The sequence below is a fragment of the Singulisphaera photorubra genome (assembly GCF_045290345.1).
GTDB lineage: Bacteria > Planctomycetota > Planctomycetia > Isosphaerales > Isosphaeraceae > Singulisphaera.
This window is the reverse complement of sequence record NZ_CP155447.1, coordinates 9,977,150-9,999,814: the sequence shown is the minus strand read 5'-3', so window position 1 is coordinate 9,999,814 and position 22,665 is coordinate 9,977,150. Positions and strand designations below refer to the sequence as shown.

The following is a 22,665-nucleotide window of genomic DNA, read 5'->3' as shown; positions in this document are numbered from 1 at the left end:
ATGTCAACGAATCAGCCGTCTGCGAGACTTCACTTAAAGCTTTCATCACCTGCCTCGGCGGCGTGGTCCATCGACGGGAGGGACGACCCCTTGGCGTTCGAGGAGCCAGAGAACGGGACGCTCGACCAGGAGTGGAGTCGGCAGCGGTTGGGGAAGATCTTCTCGATCCTGGGCGGCGTCACCCAGTGCCGAGCAGGCGAAGAAACGATGGTTCGGAAACGTGACAGCGACGTGCTCGAGGAAGCCGGCGGCGCCCCAGTGGCGAAGCGCCGACTGGACCTCGTCGTGGATCGCTTGATCGAGTGAGGGACTGGGCGGGGATTCGGGAACTCCGGTTGCCCAATCGTGAATTCTCGTTCCTTCCGGGAGGAGGTGTCCCCAGCGGTCGAGCTTGTTCAGGCAGATCGCGAGGGGGACATTCACCGGGGAGCGGCGGAAAAAGGTGGCCAGTTTGCGAATATCGGTGAGGTAATCGGCGGGAGGGACGCGGCTTTCTTTCTCGGTAAGATGCATCCGCCGGTCGTGTGCGACCGACCGGATCCGCAACGGGTCGATCAGAAAGAGAAGGCCACGCGCTCCGCCGAGGTAGCGAGCCTCGCTTCGGAGCATCTCGATGTTCATCTCCCAATCTTCACCGGCGGTGTCGAAGAAGGAGAGCAATGCAGTGCCGCCGCGTTCGGAGTCCCTTCGGCTGGTGAGCCGATAAACCAGGGGTTGAAGGACCCCACGGTTGGTCTCCAGGCTCGGAGTGGCCGAGTGGCTGTGTCGGAACGATTCGCCGTTGAGTTCCTCACCGACGCCGAACTGGCTGCCGCCATAAGTCAACTCGTGATACTCGCGTTCGTATCGATCACGGATCTCGTCGGTCAACGGATCGAGCACGAAGCCGCGTTCGGGACCGACCCGGTGGTCGAGCTCGTGGAGGAGCACCGTCACGAAGGTGGTTTTGCCGACCGATTGCGGGCCGAAGATGGCGATGTGCCCGGGGTCGAGCGTGATCGCGGAGTCGGGCAGATGACTGTGACAGCGTGGACAGAGGCGGAGATCCGTCGGCCTCCGACAGTTCGGACAGTCGAGCGAGCCGGGCAAGACCATCCAGTCGAAGTGGCGGCGCAGCCCGCGCCGGACATCGGTTCTCGGATCGACCCACCATGGGCTCCGTAGCGCCGAGGTTCCCGACCCTCCCACGCGTCGGCCGTTCAGAGCGTGCGAAAGAATCGGGTCTTCGATCATCCGCGCGAAGTCGGTTTTGCAGTAGTGGTCATTACATCGCAGGTGCATCTCGCACGCGGCGAATCGCTCGAAACAGAACGGGCAACGGACGCGCCGAAGGGGATCGAGACGGGTCATCAAGTCCAGGGGCATCGCGCACCAATCCGGCTGGAGTGAGACGAGTCGAGACGAAATCCGTCAGGCGGTCCACGGGGTTCCTTCCAAAAACGAAGGGACTTGTCTCTAGCTTACCATCGTCCGATTGTCCGAGGTGGGAATCAACGCGAACTTCGCTTGAATCTTGCTCAATTCATGCGCGTTGAACCGTCCCGGTCGCGGTGTTTCCCGGGAGAGGGGTCTCTTGTCTTCACGTCCATCGCCGCTAAACTGGCCCTGAACCTTCGCCAATCCAACCAAAAAGGGAGTGCTTCCGTCACTCCGCTTCGATCCATCGCTCGAGGGAGTTCCAACGCAATGCGCATCCCCATTCTCGTGGCCACGGTCTCCTTGGCCTGGTCGATCCCGTTCGTGGTCGCCGACGAGGCCAAGCCGAACGATGCCACGCTTGGCCAGAAGGCTCCCGAGGGGGCCGTCACTCTATTCAGCGGCGAGAATCTCAACGGCTGGGTCAAGACCGACGGCAAAACCCCCGCGAACTGGGTGGTTGAAGACGGGATTCTGACCGTCAAGCCAGGCGAGGGCGCGATTCAGACCGAGAAGACGTTTGGCGACATCCAGCTCCATGCCGAGTTTAGCGTTCCCTACATGCCCGACAAAAAGGGGCAGGCTCGTGGCAACAGCGGCGTCTACCTCGGCGGTATTTATGAGCTCCAGGTTCTCGACTCCTATGGCCTGAAGCTTCAAAACAACGACTGCGGCGCGATCTACCAGCAGATCATCCCCTCGGTCAACGCGTGCAAGCCGCCCCTTCAGTGGCAGACCTACGATGTCACGTTCCACAAGGCCGTCGTTGACGGGGGGAAAGTGGTCAAGAAGGCACGTATAACGGTCGTTCATAATGGCATCAAAACCATCGATGATGCCGAGATCAATCCCACTCCTGGCGGCACGTCCCACAAGGCTGGCGAGGATGGACCGATCTTGCTTCAGGACCACGGTAACAAGGTCCAGTTTCGGAATGTCTGGATCAAACCGCTACCGTGATCGAGCGATCGTTTCCGAAAAAAGGGACGGCGGCCTTGCGCCTCGTCCCTTTTTTTTTTATTGTTTTTGAACCGACGAGAATTCCGGGCCGAGGTTTTGGAGCCTGAAGACAATGCTCTCTCCCGCGGGTTGCAGCACACGACGCTCGAGGCTCTGGAAGGCTTTGCCTGAGCCCTGCGATGTCCTGATCTTGGCCGATCCCCAGCACCTGACCTACTTCGCCAACTACGTACAGTCGCCATTCGTATTCCGCTCGGCGGATGCAGGGGCATTGCTCGTCCTCGAGCCCGAGAAGTCGACCCTGGTGTCGGACAGTATGGTCCAGCCGTTCTGGGAACGCGCCTCGGTCGACGAGGTCGTGGCGCCCGTCTGGTACAACGGCAAGACCTCGGCGCCGCACCGCCAAGGGATTCGCGTGGGGGCGGCGATCGACGTCCTGTCGCGGATTCCTGGCAATCGGATTGGGATCGAAGGAGCGAGCGTTCCCGCCGCGGTGGTCGAGGCGCTTCGAGCCACTCGTCCCGACCTGACGCTGATCGACCTCGATCCCATCATCCGGCCCATGAAACGCGCCAAGGATCCCGATGAGGTTGCGCTGATCAAACGCTCGATCCGTGCCGGAGAGGCCGCGCAGGCCGCCGCACTCGCCGGGGTCAAACCCGGAATGACGGAGTTGGATGTTTTTCTCCTGGTCCAGAATGCCGCGATGAAATGCCTCGATGAGCAACTCATCGTCTACGGCGACTTCGCGACCGGCCCGAGGTGCGCGACCGATAAGGGGGGGCCCCCGACCCCGCGAACGATCGAGAGCGGGGATCTTTGCTTGCTCGACTTCTCGGTGGTCGTGCACGGATACCGGGGCGACTTCACGAACTCGTTCGTCGTCGACGGCGAGCCGACCCCTCGGCAGCGGGAAATGTTCGAGGCCTGCCTGGCCGCGATCGAGGCGGGTGAGGGACAACTACGCGCAGGCTTCCCCGCGCGTGCCGTGGACGCCGCGGTCCGGGGACGACTGGCCTCACTCGGCCTGGCGGAGTTCTTCACGAGCCACAGTGGACACGGGCTGGGACTTGGCCACCCCGAACCCCCTTACTTCGTCCCCGAAAGCACGGATACGCTTGTGGTTGGAGACGTGGTCGCGCTCGAGCCCGGGCTCTACATCGAAGGAGTGGGTGGGATGCGTTTCGAACGCAATTACCTGATCACCGAGGATGGCTTCGAAACCCTTTCGGTGCACGATCTCACGATCACGCAACCGAGGCGATGAGAAGAGAAAAGAAGGAGGCCCTGACGCTTCGCGTTGCTCAGGGCCTCCCTTCGCTTAGCCGGGTCGATTGTCAGGCCGCGCCGGCGGCCTCTTTGAGGGCCTTCAGGGCGGGCTCATAATTCGGCTCTTGAGCGATTTCCGGGACGATCTCGATGTAGCGGATCGTGTTGTCCGGATCCACCACGATGACCGCGCGCGCCAGCAAGGGAATCGGCAACCCTTGAATCAGCACGCCGTAGTGCTCGCCGAAGCTGTGGTTGTGCGCGTCCGACAGGTTCTTGAGGTTCTCGACCTTCGCCTCGGTGCACCAACGCTGCTGCGCGAACGGAAGGTCAAGGCTCACGGTGTAGATCGCGACCGAGTCGCCGAGTGCTTGCAGCTCTTCCGAAAACTTCCTGGTCTGGATGTTGCAGACCGGGGTATCGAGCGACGGGATCACGTTGAAGAGCCGTGCCTTGCCGGCGGTGTCGGCCAGGGTCACCACCGCAAGGCCTGCTCCGACGCTGGCAAAGTCGGGCGCCTTGTCCCCGACGTTGAGCTTGGGGCCGACCAGTTCGACGGGGTTGCCCTTGAATGTCACTTCGCCCTTCCGCGTCTCTGCCATGGTGCTCATCCTCTTTTTCTTTTTTTCGAATGGAGAGTCGTTGTACGTGGTCCGGCCATCTGGGCCCTGAGGCTCCAAGTTAGCCAGAGTCTCAACGGACTCGCAAGGCGATTGAGTGCCCCGCTCACTCCGTTTGGCTTTCGTTTCATCGAGCTGTAACGGTATGATAAGAAACGAGGACAGGGGAAATTCGTAGAGTTTTGCTCGATTGGGCGAATACGGTGATGACGCGGGACGATCCCTATCGGTATGACGTGATCGTGGTCGGAGCGGGACATGCGGGGCTCGAGGCGGCGCTTGCGTCGGCTCGAATGGGGCTTCGGACCGCCCTGCTGACCATCAACTGCGATTCGGTTGCCCAGATGAGCTGTAACCCGGCAATCGGTGGGGTGGCCAAGGGGCAGATCGTTCGCGAAATCGACGCTCTCGGCGGCGCGATGGGGGTGCTCACCGATGCCGCGGCGCTCCAGTTCCGTCTCCTCAATCGAGGCAAAGGGCCGGCGATGCACAGCCCGCGGGCCCAGTGCGATAAGAAGGCCTACCAATTCCTCGGCAAGCTCACGGTCGAACGGCAGCCGAACCTCACCCTCCGCCAGGAGATGGTCGAGGCGCTCAGTATTGATGGTGACCGGATCACGGGCCTTCGTTGCCGGGGCGGGGCCGAGTACCGCGCTCGGGCCGTCGTCGTGACCACGGGGACGTTTCTCCAGGCGCTCATGCATACGGGTGAGACCAAGACGGCGGGAGGCCGCGCAGGGGAAGGCTCGGCGGAAGGACTTTCGGGCAGTCTCCGGGCCCTCGGGTTCGAGCTCCAGCGATTCAAGACGGGGACTCCGCCTCGCCTCAACGGTCGAACCATCGACTTCGCGAAGCTTCAGGAACAGCCCGGTGACGCCGAACCCGTGGCCTTCTCATTCCTGACCGACCGGATCACCCAGGAACAATGTTCCTGCCATATCACGACCACCAATTCCGCCGTCCACGACTTGATCCGTGCCAATATCCACCGCGCCCCGATGTACTCGGGGCAAATCCAGAGTACCGGTCCGCGCTACTGTCCCTCGATCGAGGACAAGGTGGTCCGCTTCGCCGATCGGACCGGGCATCAGATTTTCCTCGAGCCCGAGGGCCGAGGCACCCTGGAATACTACTGCAACGGGATTTCGACCAGCCTGCCGCGCGACGTCCAGGACGCGGTGATCCCTCTGATCGCCGGCCTGGAACACGCGGAGATCATGAGGTATGGCTACGCCGTCGAGTATGACTTCGCCCCCCCCACCCAACTTCACCCGACGCTCGAGACCAAGAATGTCGCGGGCCTCTATTTCGCCGGGCAGATCAACGGGACGACCGGATACGAGGAAGCCGCCGCCCAGGGTCTGATTGCTGGCATCAATGCCGCGCGGGGCGTCCGAGGCGACGATCCGTTCATCATCGACCGGTCACAAGCCTATCTCGGCGTCTTGATCGATGATCTTGTGACCCGAGGCGTCGAAGAGCCGTACCGGATGTTCACGAGCCGTGCGGAGTATCGCCTGCTCTTGCGGCACGACAACGCGGATCTTCGCCTCACGGAATTGGGACGACAGATCGGACTCGTCGACGATCTTCGCTGGGCGCGCTTTGAAGAGCGGACCCAAAAGATCGGCGCACTTCGGTCGGCACTCAATACGACGCGCGTGGAAGGACAGTCCCTGTTCCAGATCCTGCGCCGGCCACCGACGACCTGGGAACAATTGCTCGAACTCTCCCCCGCGCTCGCGGCTCACGAAAACGAGCAAGCGATCGAGCAAGTGACCATCGAGGCAAAATACGGCGGCTATATTGACCGCCAGGCTCTGGAAGTCGAACGCTTCCGCCGCCTCGAGCACAAACCGCTTCCCGTCGACATGGACTATGACGCGATTACCCAGCTTCGCGCTGAGGCCCGTGAGAAGTTTCTGAGAGTCCGCCCTCGCTCGCTCGGTCAGGCCGGTCGAATCAGCGGGGTCAACCCGACGGATATCGCGACCCTGCTCGTCTACATGAAACAAGACAGGTCGCGAACGCCCGCACCCGACCCAGCCCCCGAAATCGAATCGCTCCCCGACGAGTTGGAATAACCGGTCTTTCACCCAGGGGGAGGACTTCTCACTCGATCATTCGCGGTTTCATTGTGGATTCATCACTTCCGACTGGGCGGAGGTGAGACCTTGGGCCGTTTATCCACTCTTGACAGGATTCGCGTTCTACGGAAGAGTCTGCCGTCCATTCGGGTTGACAGGTTAGGCAGCCACCTTATAATTGGCTACGTCGGCAATTCGGGTAAATTCGTTAGAATCCGTAAACTTTACTGGTCGTGCGTCGCTGAGGGGCTGGGCGGTCTTGGTGCGGCTGGCGAAAGGCTGGTTCGTACTCAGTGTGGCCCCAGCATGGAGGCTTTCACGGGCCTCGGCGAAGTCTTGGGGAAGTCCCAAATTCGTCGGGAGAAGGAGCGACCGAGCCCATGAGCTCGCAGAATGGGACGTACTCGAACATGAAGACCGTTTTTACGACGGGCGAAGCTGCGAAGATCTGTAAAGTTAGTCAGCAAACGATCATCCGCTGCTTCGACTCAGGCCAACTCAAGGGATTCCGGGTCCCTGGCTCGCGATTTCGTCGGATTCCGCGCGAGGCGCTTTACCGGTTCATGAAGGAAAACAGCATCCCGACCGATGCGCTGGAGAGCGGTAAGCGGCGGATCTTGATCGTCGACGACGATCAGGCCGTGGTCGACCTGATCTCGGACGTCTTGGCCAACGACGCTCGGTTTGAGACCAAGGTCGTGAACAACGGCTTTGGCGCCGGGATGCTGGCCAAAGAGTATCACCCCGACCTGATCATCCTCGACGTGATGCTGCCGGACATCAATGGGCAGGCGGTCTGTGAGCTGATCCGCAAAGATCCGACGATGTCCGACATCAAGATTATCTGCATTTCGGGTATGGTGGAGGAAGACAAGATCGCTGAGTTGCGCACCTCGGGCGCGGACGACTTTCTTCACAAGCCGCTCGACATCGATGAATTGATTCGCCGCGTCTGCCGACTCTTGGATATAGAGACTGGTCCAACAGGCTGATGATGGGCAGACGACCCCGTCAGGGATGAGGGCTCGTTCGGTTAAGATCGTTGTTGGGAGTTCTGAGTCGTCGCCGACGGGAAGGAGCCCGGATCGGTGCCAGTTTCTCGTTGCCGAACGATTCTCGTACCCGAGGTGATCCGCCGCAAGCTTGAGCGGTTGGACGGCCTTCCCCTGCGCCCGGCTACCGCGCGGCTGGCCTTGAACGTCTTTCCCGAGGATTCCGCGGAACCGTCTCCGGAACTTCTCGCGTCGTCTCGCTTCGCAGCGGTCGCCGAATCCGACCCGGGTTGGGTGGTCGCCCTGACCCGCTCGGACGCGACCTTTCAGGCGATCGAGCTGCTTGAACAGTCCCCGTGGTGGAGTCTGGCCTCGGGGCCGGCAGTTGAGGCCTTGAATCGACTCTGGCGGCATTCCGTGGCGGTCGGTCAGGCCGCTCGGCGGCTCGCCACCGAGGCCGGCGAAGCCGATGTGGAACGGATCGCACGCGCTGGCCTGCTCCATGGGCTGGGGCTCTGGGCGATCGCGGCGTTGGAACCGGAGTGGTTCGCGGAGCTGTTAGGCGAGCCCGATGGTCAGCGTCGCCAGGCGATGGAACTCCAGATGCTCGGGACCGAGGCTTCCAACCTTGGCCGGACGCTGGCGGAACGCTGGGGATGTGACCCGCTCGTCGTCGACGCGGCCTGGCTGCACGCCGATCAGAACGGGATCATGAACGCCGGCTCGGTCGAGCCGCGTGCCTTGGCCTTGATCCAGCAAGCGTTCGCGCTCGCGGAGCGGACCCCTTGGGGACTCTACTCCACGGAAGCCCGCGAAATCGGCGGTTCCGAGCCCCGGCTCCGACTTCTGATCGCCGAGGTTCAAGTCCGTTGCACCCCCGGTTTAATCGAGGCGGATGCGACGGTTCACGAGGAGCGATTCGCCCGCTCGACTGCGCGCTTGCGGCGGCAAATGGCCCAGTTACGGGGTGAGAAGGCGGCCTCCGATCGCTTCCTCCAGGCCTTCGTTGACTCCGATCCCGCCGAGAGCGCGGACAGTTGGGCCGAGCGTGCCGCGCTCTCCTGGTGTGGTGTCGCGGGGGTTGCCACCGCGCGGGTGGTCTGGACCGGGCCTGGGACGGAATCCGGTCACGAGGAGGATCCGCGACGAGCCGAGCGTCCGGCGACCAGGGTACTCGCGCTCGCATCGCGAGGTCGGCCGTGCGCGGAGATCCATCTTTGGCTTGATCCCGATCGACGCGCAGCGGAGGCCGAGGCTGAGATCGCGGCACCGGCCTGGCAGGCCTGGGCCGCACTCGTCGCGGAGCGCACGCAACTGAGTGCGAAGCTGGAGTCGCTGGCTCGAGGGCATCGCGGCTGGGTTGATAAGGAAGAACCTCGCGTCCGCCGCGCCAAGCTCGACGCGCTGGCCGAGTTTGCCGCAGGCGCGGGGCATGAGTTGAACAACCCGCTCGCGGTGATCGTGGGGCGAGCTCAGTTGCTCCTGACTCGTGCCACCGACCCCGACATGGTGCGTTCACTCCGGGCGATTCTCGGGCAGGCGCAGCGGACCCATCGAATCATCCGCGACTTGATGTTCATTGGCCGGACGCCCGAGTCGCGGCCTCGCTTCTGCCAGCCGGACGAAGTCGTCAGGGCGAGTCTCAGAGACATCAAGGACGAGGCCGACACGCGAGGGGTTCGCCTGATCCTCAAGGGGGGCGAGGCGGGCCCGAAAGTCTGGGCCGACCCTGATGCGCTGAGACACCTGGCCGACGCCTTGATTCGCAATGCGCTCGAGGCGACCCGTGAGGGGGACACGATCCAGATCGCCGTTGCGGGGGGCCTCGAGGAAGTCTCGTGGTCGGTCAAGGACAATGGGCGTGGGATTACCTCCGCCGAGGGGGAGCATCTGTTCGACCCGTTCTTCTGTGGTCGGCAGGCCGGGCGCGGGCTCGGGCTGGGACTCCCTCGCGCCGCCCGAATCGTCCAGCAGGCCGGCGGCGAACTTCGCTGGCATTCGATGCCCGGTCAGGGGACGATTTTCCAGGTTCATATTCCGCTCCTCCCTCCGCCGAAACCCCCCTCCCCCACCGTGGGGGGGGGCGAGGGGGAACCGGCAGGGGGCAGGAACGACCCCGCCCGTGCATAAAACTTAGGCAGTGCTCGCCTCGAGAGTCATTGAGTCCGCGATGGCATGGCACTCCACGCAGAGGAAGGTGACGTTCAGAGGCTCGTCATAGCTCCAGTGATGCCGCTGGAGACGGGCCCGCCGCCGCCGACACCACGAACAGCAGTTGGGACGCTCAATCAGCCCGAGTTGTTCACCGAGCGCTGCCGCATAACGCGCTGAGCGGGTGCGGATACGGCGAGGCCGGAGTAAATCCCGACAAATTTCCAGGTGGCGACGAAGCCGGGCAAATTTGGCGTGATGGAGGTTTCTACGTCCTTTTTTCATGACGCGTCACCTATTCTTGAAACCTGGGAGATCCCTCGAAGCAAGCCACGCGGGACAGCGGTTTCCACTCCATCGGAGGAGCCCAGTGACGGGGAATCCTACCGACTCCTGGCAAGGTCTCTCTCTCTGAACAATCATAGCCCACCGCAAAAAATAGACCAAATCAATCAATTCAACATGATTGTGAGAGAATTGCGGTCGTGCCAATTTTATGGTTTATGCGGATAGAGCATGACTTTAGGATTGCCTGGCGTGACTTCCTGTCGATGACTCCCCATCTGACGAATCTTACAAGGGATGGCCAGGTCCGTCGACAGGCTTGGAATCCTCGCATTCCGATCAAATTTGTGCGAAGTTTTGTGCTGTCTCTTGGGCCGAGGGTTCAACCCTTGTCGAACTCCCCTGGATCCCGCTATCGTCGAGTGGAACGGGGATCAGAACGTTTCGGGCGCGCTTTGTGGTGACGTGCTCGCTTTGAATTGGGAGGGATCATTGCTTGAATTCGATCGATCCATGAATCGTCGCACGGCGCTCCGACGCACGGTGGGAGGCGTACTGGTATGTGGCAGCGGGATCGCCTCGTTTGAGACTCACACTCCGGTTCAAGCCGAAGAAGCGGAGCTGATCGTCCGAAATACGAGGCCCCTCGATCTCGAGACGCCGGTAACCGCCCTGGACAGTTGGATCACCCCTAACGACCAGTTCTTTGTCCGCAGTCATCTCAGCACACCGGCCGTCGGACTCTCCCCTTGGAGTTTGCAGGTCGGCGGACTCGCCGATCGGCCGCGGGCCTGGAGCCTCGTCGAACTTCAGAAACTCGAGCAAGTCAAGATTCCCGCCGTACTCCAGTGTTCGGGAAATGGCCGTGCCTATTTCCGACCCCGGCTTCCCGGTGTGCAGTGGGAGAAGGGGGCAGTTGGTCATGCCGAATGGACTGGGGTCCGTCTCGTCGAACTACTCGAACGCGTCGGGTATCAGCGCGGTGCGGCGCACGTTCATCTCCTCGGTGCGGATCCGCCCCCCACGCCCAAGACGCCGCAGTTTCTCCGGAGTCTCCCGATCGAGCGGGCGCTCGACCCGAACACGTTGATTGCCACTCACATGAACGGGGAACCTCTGCCGTTGTTGCACGGCGGGCCGATGCGGCTGGTCGTGCCGGGTTGGACCGGAAATCACTGGCTGAAGTGGCTCCGCCAGATCAACCTGGCCAAGGACGAAGCGCCCGGGACGTACCAACAAGCCGGCTACCGGATGCCCAGGTCCCCTGCTCCCCCGGGCGCCGTGCTGAAACCGACCGATCTTGTGCCCCTCACCGTGATGAATGTGAAGTCATTGATCACTGCTCCCGCCGATGGCTCGGTGCTCAAACCGGGGAAAAACGAAGTGCGGGGAGTGGCCTGGACGGGCGACGGACATGTGACCAAGGTTGAGTACGCCGTCGGCCCAGATTCGCCGTGGAAGCCTGCGATCCTGCAGGGTGAACCGCGTCAAGGAAGCTGGCGGACCTGGAAGTTTGACTGGGAGACGGCTCAACCTGGCGCATACGTCGTTCGGGTTCGCGCCACGGATTCCAACGGAGAGACTCAGCCGGAGTCGACGGCCTGGAATCGAAGTGGGTACTTGTGGAACGGGATCGATCGGCTGACTTGCGAGGTGCGATAGATGGATACGTGCTCATCCTTAAGTCGGCTGCGTTTGAGCCGTCGCGCCTACAGCCCCGTCCTGGTTCTGGGCCTGGTCGGGCTGGTCGTGTCGATCTCGATCTGGCCGTCTCCTTCGATCGGGAGCGGACCCGCCCTGGCCAGACTTGACCCCTCATCGGCCATTCAGGCGACCCCTGGGGGCGGGCAGGACGAGGAGTCGCAAGAGACGGCGAAAATGGCCCTGCGAGATAACTGTCTGATCTGCCATTCCGAAGAGATGGTGGTCTCTCAAAGGCTCACTCCGCCTCAATGGAAGGCGGAAGTCGATAAGATGATCGGCTTCGGATCTCCGCTCCCCTCCGACCAGGTTGAACTACTCACGACTTATTTGAGTGAGCAGTATTCGGATTCGACTCCTCCGGCCCCTGTGGCCCGGATCCGATATACCGAGGCCCTCGAGCAGGTCAGGTCAACCGCCTTGGAGATTCCTCCGCGCGGGAGCCAGGCTGATCGGGGCGCTGACGTTTATGCCGCGAATTGCGCGGCCTGTCATGGACCGACCGCCCAAGGGGCGGATCTCGGCCCGAACCTGGTTGAGGTGGCGGTCGTGTTGCGTCCGACCGACTTCCTCGAGTTGGTCCGAACTGGCCGGCATCGGATGCCGGGATTCCAACTCGTCCTCAAACCAGAGCAAGCGAAGGATATCCTCGCCTGGTTGCAGTCGAAGCGGTATGAATCCGCTCAGAAATAGCTTCGATCCCGTGTTGTCGTCCCCGCCGGGCCGGTGAGAGCAATCCTTCCGTCGGCCCAGGCGACTCTTGCAGTCCTGAAGCCGATGCGGAGGCAACCGAGCGAGATCTCCAGCGGCTGCGCGGTCCGCCCTTTGAGACGGACCGCGCACCAGCCGAGAGGGTTGTTGCCAGCAGTCTTCCTTACCGCGGCTGGTGGTTGTCGGTCAGGAACTTCTCGCGGGCGAGGAGTGACGCTCCCAGGATTCCGGCATCGTCGCCGAGCGCTGCCCGAACGATTCGGATCTTTTTATCCGGATCCGTCAGCATGTGGCGACGTGCCGAGGCCCGCACCAGATCGACATAGGGTTCGCCGAGGGCTCCCGCCACCCCACCGCCGATGATGAACACCTCGGGTCCGAGCACGTTCGACAGGCCGCTCAGGCCGACGCCCAGGTAATGTGCAGCGCGGTGGACTTCGCGGATCGCGACCTGATCGTGGTGAGCGATGGCGTCGGCAAGCTCGCCGCTCTTGAGGCGCCCTGACTTCTTCGAGAGCTTGTCGCTCAGGAGCGTCGGGTGTCCCTTTCGGATCGCCTTCGAAATTCGGTGTGCGATGGCCGTCTTGCTGGCGAGGGCTTCGACGCATCCGTGGGCGCCGCAGCCGCACTTGGGGCCGCCCGCCTTGACGATGATATGGCCAAGCTCGCCGGCGTTGCCGGTCGATCCCGTGAAAATCTTGCCATCGAGGATCAGGCAGCCGCCGATCCCGGTTCCGACGAACGCGGCGACGATATTTTGATAGCCGACGCCGGCTCCCAGGCGAAATTCGCCATAGCCTCCGACCCGAACATCATTTTGAAGGAGCACCGGCCGATTGAGGATGGCCGAGAGGTCGGGTCCGAGCGGAAAGTTGCGGATGTTCAGGTTGGCGCTGAAGAGGACGACGCCCGTTTCAGGATTCAACGGACCGGGAGATCCGATGCCTGCCGCGGCGATGTCGTCTCGCGTGAGTCCGGCATTCTTGAGAGCGTCGTCCACGCACTGGACGATGGTCTGAACAATGGCGGGTCCCCCCTCCTTGGCCGGGGTTGATCGCTTGCTACGTCCGAGGATTTGGTTGTCGGCTCCCACAACCCCCGCCAGCGTTTTGGTGCCTCCCAGGTCGATTCCGACCACGAAGGGGCCAGCCCCCTGCAATGACATTCGCTCTCGCTCCTAAGTGGCCGGCATCAAGCCTATCCAGGCAAGCTGTGACGCTGGGTGTTACGGGGGCGATATTAACCGATTACGGGTCGGGGGGGGAATCGGGCGATCGCGATTTTCTGCTGCCGGATTCCCGGGCGTCGCGGATCACATTCCTGAGTTCCATGCGCAAGTCGCCGACCAGGGGAGCCCGCGCCAGCTTGATCGCATCAGTAACCGCTCCAATTTCGTCCAGTTCCTCGGCCCATCGAGACAGCCGATCCGCGTCGGACAACCCCGACTCGAAAAGCCATTTCGCGAACCGGGCAATATGAAACGGTTCAAATTCGTCGACGCGAAGAATGAACCAGGAGACGAAACGGTAGCGGTCCGCCGACTCGAGCTCACCCAGCGGGAGCACGTGTTTCCAGCCGGCCAGACTTTGCCAGCAGGAAGCGCTGCCGATTCCGGTTCGATAAATCGCGGAAAGTGCTTCCAGGCAACGCCAGCGCGCAGCGCCTTGGCGTGAGAGCACAGGTGTGTGATCCGCGATCCGGGGCTCCAAAAGTTCGAGCAATTCCGGGAGTGGCGAGTCCTCGCTGGTCGAGCGGGGATCGGCCGGCCTGGGGGTGGGCCTCATCCAGTGCTGAACCGAGGTCAGTCCTTCCTCGGGCAAGGGCGCCATCGGTGAGAGCGTCGCGAACGCATCGCGGAGGTCATTGCAGGAGTCTGGATCTTGAGTCGATCGCCACCAGGGAATGGGACCCAGCGATTTCAGGGCGGCGGCTCGAGTCGCGACAGTGGCGGCCAGCGTGGGACCATCGCACACGTTCAACCAGACTTCGAAAAAACGTGCCGTATGCATCCCCTTGTTGAGCGACCGGTCCCATACTTCGAGGATTTCCAGACGGGCTGAAATCGATTTTCCTGCCAGATCCCGACCGACGTCGGCCGCGAGGAGACGCCATGATCGATCGTTCTGGAGCAGGAATTGGCGAACACTCCAGACGTCGAACGAGGGACCGGCCCGCCGCAGAGTCTCGGCGCTGATCTCGGCCGCCAGGCTGTCGCACTCGAAGCCGTCAACGCCGTCTCGGGTCAGTCCCAGCCGGTCGAGGAGTCCGACGAGCCGATCGAACCAGACCGTCGGATTGGCCCGATCGGCCAGCAAGGGTTCCGCGAGTGCACGCGCCAGCCCGCCAATTCCCGGCTGCCCGGCCTGGAACGCATCTGGCCAGGAGTCGCGGCAAGTGTCGAGCGCGAGGTTCAACGTATCGTTCGAGCCTCCGCCCATATGGCGAAGGATCTGGCTGAGAATCGCCCCCCGCTCCGTGGCAGGGATGCCCGGTAGTTTGATGTTCAGGAGCGAGCGAGCATCTCCTGTTCGGAGCACCCGAGCATATTGCTCACAGTCAGCGATGCGCTCCTGCTGTGCTTCCGAGAGTTCCCCCCGGACCCGGGCCTGTTCGACCCATTGCGCCAGGCCTATCCTGCGGTATTCCTTGGTGAAGAGTCGTTTCAAGAGGTCGAGGCCCGACGGGGTCCGATCGAGGTAGAGACCGGCCCAACCTGAGGACTGAGGACGGTTTCCCTCCGGGAGCGTCAGGAGAACCTCTTCCACGGCCCAGCGAAAGGCTTCATCCGGCAGAGTAGGATCCCGACCGATTTCGAGCGCGACAGTTCCGAACTCACTTTGCAACGGCTGCGGGACCATCTTATAGAGGGTCTGCCAGCCTTCTCGGTTCGTCGGATCCGCAAAGACTCGTCGCAAATAGGGCTTGAGCCAGAGCTTCGCCGCATCCCCCTGGCGGAGTGCCCAGCGCACGACGATCGCAACGGGCCGGGGCCCGCCGGTTCGAGTGCCCTGGCAATCCAAGCCGCCATTTCCTCGATTGCCGAAGGCTGGGTCGCCGCTTCGGCGGCGAGGGCGTCGAGCACGGCGGGCAGCGACTCCGGCAGGCCGAAGGCCTGCACAAGTACGCTGCGGATCGGCCGCGTGTCCTGATTCTTGAGGGCGTCGGCCACTGCGCTTCGAACGCCGAGAGCGAGCAAGAGCGCCCGATCGCTCGAAGGGAGTGCCTGGAGCCAACGGAGCGTCTCTCGGGCCTCGGGGTCGGGCAGCGCGCCGATCAAGGCACGCACGAACCCAGGACGGTCCGCCGCCGGCGCCGACCCTAGCGCCGCTTCGATCAAGGAGATCCGCTCGTTCGGTGCCAGATCGCGCGACCAGCGGGCAATCAATTCACCCCATCCGCCTGGCTCGTCATCGGGGATCCAGGCGGATGGCTGAGCCAGATGTTCCCGCAAGGCGAGCCTTGCGTCGTTCGATCCACCAGTCACCTCCCGCCACCACGAGGGAGGACGCGCCTTGACCAATTCTTCGGCCAGCCCGTGCCGCCTTGCCCAGCGGGTCAAACTCGCCAATTCCGCCCATTCGCCAGTCTCCGCAGGCGCATTCCTCTTGGGGTGGGCCAGGCGATCGAAGTCGTGAAGTTGGTTGAGCCACTCGTCGGTCCAGATCGAATCGGTGGCGCAACTCGACCGGGCGATGCCGGCACGCCGCGCGGTCTCCTCCCACGCCCATCGGTTCGCCGGACCTCGGGCTGTGAGCCAATTCGCCAGCGTCGTCGCCCAAGGGGTCGGCTCGATTTGCGGTTCGATGCGGCCTGAGCCGAGATCCGCCACAATCCCGTTCGCAAGCAGGGCATGCCGATTCGGACGCGCGGCGGGAATCGATCCCTGAATTCGGAACCCCGGAAGTTCCTCGGGGCGGTCGTGGTAGGTGGAAAACGTGAGGGCGGGCCGCCAAGCGGCGGGGAAGGCGAGGGTCAGCAGTGCGATCCGATCGGCGAGTCGTTCGGGGTCGTCGATCAGGAACAGGGTCCGCCCTTCGCGGACAACCGCGGCCAGGCTCGTCAACAGTTGAGCCAGCAACGTCGCGTCTGTCCCCGGGACGAGTTTGTCGAAGGCATCGAAGCCAGGTGGATCGCTCAAGTCGGCGACCGACAACTCGAGGGCCGCTGGGGGTTCCCCTCGGCTCGGAACTGGGTCGGATCGGATCCAGAGCGGGCGGTTGAACAGGCCCGCGGGCCAATTGCCCAGTGTTTCCAGCTCCGTGTCATCAAGGAGCAAGCCGTGAGCGAAGTGGCCTCCCGGTCTCCCCCAACGGCCGCGTTCGGTGTCATATTCATGGCTCCGCGGAGCGAGCCAGGCCACCTCGGCTTCGCCTTGCTCGTTGCGGCGGTAACGGAGTGCGGACGGAGCCATCGTCCGCGTCCCTGCCAGGAACGCACGAAGGCCCAGATACCGAAAGTCACCCGAGATCGGGTAACCCGGCGTGAGCCTTTTGATCTGAAAACCATTACTCGCACCCAGCCCGTATCCGATCGGGCACTGCGTGTAATAAATCTGCTTCATAACCGCTGAGTTTCGCTCTAAACGCCTGCTATGTCAATCGGTTATAGTGCTCAAGAATGACCCTCACGTGGGGCGAGATGCACGAGCAGGAGGTCTCCCCTGCCGCGACCCTCGAATCCAATAAAAAAACGACCCGAGGCCACTTGGGCTTCGGGTCGTCGTCATTTCATGCTGAAGCTGAGAGGAGGTGTCAGGGGGCGATGGTGACGACCGCGGGGCCGTGGAGCAGGCTTGCCCAGGCGACGACAGCCTCGCGGGTCAAGCGAACGGCGTTCGTCAGGCGATTCTCAGCCTTGCCTCTCACGTCGGTCTCGAACGAATCATTGTCCGGGCTTGGGGTCGAAGCGGCCAGGGTTGCGGCATCAACCGCGAAGCTGGTGATCGTTTCCTCGATCACTCCATCGAATGCCAGGTCGAGTTGGTGTGCCGGGGTCGAGCTCACCACTTCGCCGGGGTGACTCTCGGTCGACTCTTGGTTCCAACCCTCGAACGCAATCTCCGTAATATCGGTGGGGATCGACTCATCGATCACCATGTCGGCGGGGGCCGTGGGCAGGTCGATCGCGAGGGATTTCGACGAATCGACGGTGGCGAGCTGGTCGCCGTTCTTCACAAATTGGTCCATTTCACGGGTTGAGCTCGCGAGCTCGTCTTGAGCGAACAAGGCAACATTCTCTGCAAGAACACCGGCAAAGTCATTGTCTGACACGGGGGCGGGGGCGGGAGCTGCCGGAGGCAGCGTGGTCTGGGCGGGGTCGGCGATGAGGACGTAGCTCTCGTCGTCGGACGTCGTTTGAAAATCCCAGTCAGCAAGGCGGGTATTCACCCATTGTTGCGCAGATTGGGCCATCGTATCCAGTTCGTGCCGAGTCGGCATGTCACATCCAAGCCCGGCGACAAGACTCACCAAGATCAGTCGCAGTACCATCGGTCTATCTCCGCGACATCGAAGAGTCGTTATTGCAAGTTCATCCGTTCAATGGGGTCATATGATGTCGCCCTTGGTGACCCATTGATCCTTCGCTGTTAAACATTTTCGACAGGGAAGACCTGATCCTTTAGCGACTTCGGGGGAATCAGGCAAAGAATTCGGTCCAGCGGTCGGAGAGCTCGTACAGACTCACGGCAATTCTTGCCACGACCCAAGGCCGGAACACACTGATGCCGGGGACAAAAAAAAAGGGCTCCCCGGAGCGTATAGCGGGAGCCCTCTGTGTCGGTCGATCATCGCGGTCAAGAAGTTGTGACGATCACGAACGGTGGCGCGGATTACTCACCGAAAATGGCTGAGTTGTAGAAGTCAGACGGGCACCGTTCCTGAAACTCGAGCCGGACGTTGTAGTGGCGTCTTAGAGTTACCCACCGCGATTCGAGAACCAGGGCGGCGAGACTGCTCTGCGTGGAGGTCCCTTCCAGTCGCATCCAGACAACCTGTCCTGCGGCGGGGCCGTCGCGACTGCGATTTGCACTCCGCCTTCGCTGATATTCACGAGTTCAGCGTCGACGAGGACGAACTCATCCTCTGCCCACCATCCCAGCCAGAGACTTTCCTTGACGGCCGAGTAGCGGGGTGATTCCCGGCGATTTCGCAGACTGGCCTCGCTGCTCAGGCTGTCCGATTGCGTCCCGGGGGGGATCGTCGTCGATGGTGCCGCGCTGGTTTGTTGTCGCGGAGTATCGGCGGATTGGTGGGCCTTCGGATTCGGAATGGATTCCGTCGGTCTTGGTACCTCAGAACGCGAGAGCAATTTCCACATGGCCAAGCAGCTCCCTTTGCAGGATGAGGACTCCCCACGAGATGAAGATCCAATCCACTGCAAGCGAAAACGGTTCCAAGTGATTCAAGCTTAGCTCGAATATGCCTGCGCGGAGGCGTGATTGCCTCGAACTTTGTCGGGACGACGTTTTGGAAAAGTCAAACGAACGTGAGGACGTGATGGACTCTGCCTGGGGCGTTCCCTCAGAAATCGATGAGCGAATAGGGAATGAGCGCCATGCCATCAATCGTGCGGCGGGGGTCGCCCCAGTCGGACGAGTTCCGTCGTTTGATGAGTTCGGACAGGGTGGTGGCGAGTCGATCGTTGAGCGCGGCCCTGGAGATATCGTCGGCCTGGAGAAGGTCCGCCTGGGTGCGGTGGAGCAGACTGTCGGGTCGCGCGGGGGGGAGGCCCTGACGACGGCGGAGGTGGTCGGCGAACGTCTGCGTCCCCCGGTCGGTCGCCAGGAAGCTTGCCTCGCCGGCGGCGGCGGCGGTGCCGATCTGGGCCAGCTCGGCCAGGTCGCGAGCGGTGCCTTGCGCGGCCAGTTGAAGTTGCGTCAACTCGTCGATGAGCGAGCCAAGTTCCTGACGTGACATCAAGGTTTCGACCGAAACGATCGGCTGCCCGTCACTTTGTTCCCCAATCCAACCGACGCGGACTGACGGGGCTTTCCGACCCTGAAATCGAGGATCGGGTCGAGCCTGTCCCGACGACTCGTCGCGGTGGAGGTCGACGAGCACCGGCGCGACCTGGTCGAGGGTCAGACCCTGGCTGTTGACGTAATCGGTGAGTCTTCCCTCTGCCTCGGCCGTGGCCAGCGCCGCGAGGTCCCGGGCGTACTTGATCCGGTCGTTGATGATGGCCTGGAGCATGGCGACGAGTTGATCGGCGTCAGCCAATTGCAACGCGAGAGGAGGGACCGTTTGGGTGAAACCCTTGTCCTTCTCGAGTGGCAAGAAGGAGTCCTCGGCCAGGGTTTGCCACTGAGCGCGGTACCGAGCCAGTTCCTGTCGCGAGAGCGTACCCGGTCGGTCGAGCGCGACGGTGGCGATCGTGATTCCGGCCTGCTTGGCCCGTTTGGCCAGCGACCGGGCGCGTGACAGGTCCTGAGCATGGTCGGGCGCGTCGCCGAGCAGGACGATCATCTTGGTCGCGAGCTCGCCGGCCCGTCCCGACGGCCAGTCGAGGTGGGGTGATCCGGGCCGATCGCCGGGGCCGGCCGGGAGGGCCTGGGCCAGTCCATCGAACACCGCTTCGTCAATCGAACCATCGCCGCGACGAGCGGCGCTCAGCGTCTCCAGTGCGGCGAGGAAGTTGACGGCGTTGGTGAACCGCGTAACGATCCTCGCGGTGTGGCCGAAGGCCGGGGAGTCGTCACGGTAGTCGACGAGGGCCAAACGGATCGTCACGTCACGGTGCCGATCGGCGGCATCGGCAATGAGTTGCTGAGCCAGCGTTCGCGAGGCGACGATCGTCGCTTGCATTGAGGCCGTGGTATCGATCACAAAGGCGATATCGACCCTGCGCAATGAAGGGAGGAAGTCCTTCGGTGGCGCGGCGGGGGGAGGAGGTGGCGGGGCCTGGTCACGGACCAGGCTGGCGACCTGGAAGATCGTCTTGTTCGAATCGTCCGGCTGGGGAATCGACCGCGACGTGAGGATCGGCATTCCGAGCGCTGGAGTCCCTGCCCCGTCGGAACGTTCTTCCCCTTCCGTCGGGCAATGCCCCGCATGCCGCGGGCAAGGGCGATGGGCCAGCACGTCGAGGAGGCACGCCGCTTCCCGATAGATCACCAGGGGGGGACGTCCCTGCCTTGGCGTCGGTCGGGCCATCAGGCGGGTGTCCCACTCCAGGACTGATGCCGAGGGGACCCAGCACGGCGAAGCCTCCTCCTTCGAGCCGAGTTGGAAGGCGGTCGGTCGATCCGTGGGGGATTCACCATAAACGTATCGGATGGCAAAATAATCGAGTGGCGAGTTCGCGACCGTGCCTCCGCTGGGTTCGCTCTGACAGAGGACGTCCAGATCTTTGATCAAGACCTTGCGCCTCAGCCCTTCCGATGTGCGCAAGATCCCGTCCATGAGTCCGGTGGTTGGCGACTCGACGATCGGGGCGCGAAGCGCGGCTCGATCCGGGGGAGGAGCGGTCGTGCGTTGAGGTGTCGGTCGCTGGCTTGTCCGGTCCGAAGCCGACCATGTTCCGATCGCATACGCACCTGTGATCAGCAGGGCGAACGCATAGAAGACCGGCATGCGATAAAGCGGAGGCATCGGAGGCGGTTCCAGTGGGATTCAATGTCGGGCCGTTCCCGCACTTTTATGGTACGCTGAGACCGACCTTGCGGACAATTCCCGGAGGATTGTCCTGGCACCGGGGGTAGTTCGAGCCGGACCCTGGCGGACTCGCAACTCCCCCACACGCCATTTTTTTCGGAGCCTTCGATGAACCAGCGGCACCTGCTCCTTGCACTTGGATTGTGCCAAGCCTTGGCGTACGGCCATGGGATGGCGTTCGCGGCAGAGCGCGTCCAGCTCTTGGGCTGGGACCAACCCGCGGTCCATTTTCCTGGAGGAGGCCGTGATTCGTTCGAGCTGACGGCGAGGACCGGGTGGCCGCGCGGCCTCTCGGGACAATTCGCGCTACGAATCGTTTTGCCGCTCGGACAGGTGGAAACCCAGCCCTTACGAGTCGAGCCGGGGCAATCTCCGCGGCGCATCCCGGTGTACGTGCCGGCCTCGGCCGTCAGGAACTTGCGGCCCGCTTCGGTCCTCATTCGCGTGAGTGTGCTCGATCCGGCGACGAATGCGGAGCTGAGCAATGCGATCGAAGCGAGAATCGACGACTTCCCCCATCCTCGTGCCGAAGATTCGGATCAGGCCGTGGGACCTATCGGTTGGGGAACCCCCCTGGCTGGTCCTCCCGGCGAAGCACGACTCTTGCCGAGGCCCGGGCCCGAGGCTTTGCAGTTCGTCCGCGTGCCCGGCTCCAACGCTCAGCCTGGTTTCTTCATCGCGACCACCGAGGTGAGCAATGCCCAGGCCGGTCGCCTGCTCTCCGATTATGATCCCCGCGCAGGTCGGTCTGATGAATTCTTGCTCGAATCCCCCGCGCAGCCGGCGATCGGCCTCACGCCTCGGAAGGCACAGGCCCTCCTCGCCCAGCTGGGGAAGCTCGATCGTTCCGGAGTGGTCTACCGCCTGCCAACCGTCCCCGAGTGGGACCGCGCAGCCAGGGCCGGTCGCTCGACTCGCTTCTGGTGGGGGGAAGAGCCGTTGAATGTCGAGGGGGCGAACTTCCTCGGCTCGGAACCGACTCTCCCGGGAGATACCACGGCGTCGACTCGACCCGGCTTGGGTGTGCCCCAGTTTCAGGCGAGCCCATGGCACTTGTTTCATACCTTCGGGAATGCTGCCGAATGGGCGACCGCACCGCCCGATGGCTTTGCTCGGTTGGGCGGGCACTTTCGCACGGAGCCGGCTGAGTCCGTGACGAAGATCGAGGTGTCCGACGCCGACTCGACCGGCCCGGATCCGTATGTGGGCGTCCGCCCCGTGTTCGACCTCGATGCGCAGACCGGTTCGGACCTCGTAAAGAAGACGCTTGCAGGAGATCCGAGGCTGGCGAAGCTCGAGGCGCAGTTCGACCCCGATCGAGCCACGGTGACGCTTCAGGGAACGCTGCCCGAATCGAGCTGGCGCGCCCTGGCGGATCGAAAGATTGCATCGCTCTGGTTCGTCGCAGCGGTCGAGAACCGGGTTCAGACACCGACGTTTGCCAAAGGACAACTTGCTCGACTCGGGGGCCTGGCGGGGCCGGTCCGACGGATCACCCCCCTGGGCCGCTGGTTTTACGAGGTCCCACTCGAGGTTCGCTGGTCGGACCCCCTGCCCGTGTCGGGAACGGAATGGTGGGTCAATGTTTACCTGCCGGGAGGGGGGCACATGTCCCACCGCCTGGCGACGACCGAACCCGATCGTTCAAGACGCCTGACGGTAATGATCGACCGGTCACGGATGTCGGCCGCGGGGCTGGCCGCAAACGCTCCGGTCTCCGTCGCCCTGAGCCTGGGGGGGGAGGCGGCAAACTCCGCCGATCCTCGCGTTGTCAGTAACCTCGTCCCGGTCCGCTGGCAGTTGAAATGAGCCGCTCAAT

General features: G+C 62.8%; 16 protein-coding genes. 8 read left to right on the top strand and 8 right to left on the bottom strand.

What is annotated here, in order from left to right; translation table 11 throughout:
• Nucleotides 1-45: 45 nt before the first annotated feature.
• On the bottom strand, nucleotides 46-1,365 hold the full coding sequence (locus V5E97_RS37410; protein WP_406696631.1) for a hypothetical protein: 1,320 nt from the start codon (nucleotides 1,363-1,365) through the stop codon (nucleotides 46-48).
• Between the two features lie 321 nt (nucleotides 1,366-1,686).
• Between V5E97_RS37410 and V5E97_RS37405 the strand changes: the two genes are divergently transcribed.
• Nucleotides 1,687-2,376 (top strand): 3-keto-disaccharide hydrolase, encoded by a 690-nt coding sequence (locus tag V5E97_RS37405; RefSeq protein ID WP_406696630.1) that lies wholly within the window; start codon nucleotides 1,687-1,689, stop codon nucleotides 2,374-2,376.
• Nucleotides 2,377-2,488: 112 nt separating this feature from the next.
• Nucleotides 2,489-3,643 carry a M24 family metallopeptidase gene (locus V5E97_RS37400; RefSeq protein WP_406696629.1) on the top strand — a complete coding sequence of 385 codons (1,155 nt, stop codon included), beginning with the start codon at nucleotides 2,489-2,491 and terminating at the stop codon, nucleotides 3,641-3,643.
• Between the two features lie 70 nt (nucleotides 3,644-3,713).
• On the opposite strand, the gene tpx is transcribed toward V5E97_RS37400, so the two are convergent.
• Entirely contained in the window at nucleotides 3,714-4,247 is a 534-nt protein-coding gene (gene tpx, locus V5E97_RS37395; RefSeq protein ID WP_406696628.1) for a thiol peroxidase, read from the bottom strand.
• Between the two features lie 224 nt (nucleotides 4,248-4,471).
• Between tpx and mnmG the strand changes: the two genes are divergently transcribed.
• From mnmG to V5E97_RS37370, 5 genes are all read left to right on the top strand, one after another.
• The gene (gene mnmG, locus V5E97_RS37390) at nucleotides 4,472-6,349 is read left to right on the top strand and encodes a tRNA uridine-5-carboxymethylaminomethyl(34) synthesis enzyme MnmG (RefSeq protein ID WP_406696627.1); all 1,878 of its coding nucleotides are present in this window, start codon (nucleotides 4,472-4,474) and stop codon (nucleotides 6,347-6,349) included.
• Between the two features lie 383 nt (nucleotides 6,350-6,732).
• Nucleotides 6,733-7,344, top strand: coding sequence for a response regulator (locus V5E97_RS37385; protein ID WP_406696626.1), 612 nt, complete (start codon nucleotides 6,733-6,735; stop codon nucleotides 7,342-7,344).
• A gap of 96 nt (nucleotides 7,345-7,440) precedes the next feature.
• Nucleotides 7,441-9,474 (top strand): ATP-binding protein, encoded by a 2,034-nt coding sequence (locus V5E97_RS37380; RefSeq protein WP_406696625.1) that lies wholly within the window; start codon nucleotides 7,441-7,443, stop codon nucleotides 9,472-9,474.
• An 819-nt stretch (nucleotides 9,475-10,293) separates the two neighbouring features.
• Entirely contained in the window at nucleotides 10,294-11,442 is a 1,149-nt protein-coding gene (locus V5E97_RS37375) for a sulfite oxidase (protein ID WP_406696624.1), read from the top strand.
• Entirely contained in the window at nucleotides 11,443-12,174 is a 732-nt protein-coding gene (locus tag V5E97_RS37370) for a c-type cytochrome (protein ID WP_406696623.1), read from the top strand.
• 181 nt (nucleotides 12,175-12,355) lie between these two features.
• Here V5E97_RS37370 and V5E97_RS37365 read toward each other — a convergent pair whose 3' ends face one another.
• The 6 genes from V5E97_RS37365 to V5E97_RS37340 all read right to left on the bottom strand — a co-directional run bounded on the left by V5E97_RS37365 (nucleotide 12,356) and on the right by V5E97_RS37340 (nucleotide 20,783).
• The gene (locus V5E97_RS37365) at nucleotides 12,356-13,357 is read right to left on the bottom strand and encodes an ROK family protein (protein ID WP_406696622.1); all 1,002 of its coding nucleotides are present in this window, start codon (nucleotides 13,355-13,357) and stop codon (nucleotides 12,356-12,358) included.
• An 82-nt stretch (nucleotides 13,358-13,439) separates the two neighbouring features.
• Nucleotides 13,440-14,957, bottom strand: a complete 1,518-nt coding sequence (locus tag V5E97_RS37360; protein WP_406696621.1) for a hypothetical protein — start codon at nucleotides 14,955-14,957, stop codon at nucleotides 13,440-13,442.
• Nucleotides 14,939-16,753, bottom strand: a complete 1,815-nt coding sequence (locus V5E97_RS37355; protein ID WP_406696620.1) for a GAP1-M domain-containing protein — start codon at nucleotides 16,751-16,753, stop codon at nucleotides 14,939-14,941. The genes V5E97_RS37360 and V5E97_RS37355 overlap by 19 nt, the downstream gene beginning before the upstream one ends.
• A gap of 190 nt (nucleotides 16,754-16,943) precedes the next feature.
• Nucleotides 16,944-17,681: a hypothetical protein gene (locus V5E97_RS37350; RefSeq protein WP_406696619.1), complete on the bottom strand. Its 738-nt coding sequence runs from the start codon at nucleotides 17,679-17,681 to the stop codon at nucleotides 16,944-16,946.
• Between the two features lie 341 nt (nucleotides 17,682-18,022).
• Nucleotides 18,023-18,175, bottom strand: coding sequence for a hypothetical protein (locus V5E97_RS37345; RefSeq protein ID WP_406696618.1), 153 nt, complete (start codon nucleotides 18,173-18,175; stop codon nucleotides 18,023-18,025).
• A gap of 538 nt (nucleotides 18,176-18,713) precedes the next feature.
• A complete protein-coding gene (locus V5E97_RS37340; protein WP_406696617.1) occupies nucleotides 18,714-20,783 on the bottom strand; it encodes a VWA domain-containing protein in 2,070 nt (689 codons plus the stop codon).
• A 171-nt stretch (nucleotides 20,784-20,954) separates the two neighbouring features.
• On the opposite strand from V5E97_RS37340, the gene V5E97_RS37335 reads away from it, so the two are divergent.
• Nucleotides 20,955-22,655, top strand: a complete 1,701-nt coding sequence (locus V5E97_RS37335; RefSeq protein WP_406696616.1) for a formylglycine-generating enzyme family protein — start codon at nucleotides 20,955-20,957, stop codon at nucleotides 22,653-22,655.
• Nucleotides 22,656-22,665: the final 10 nt, after the last annotated feature.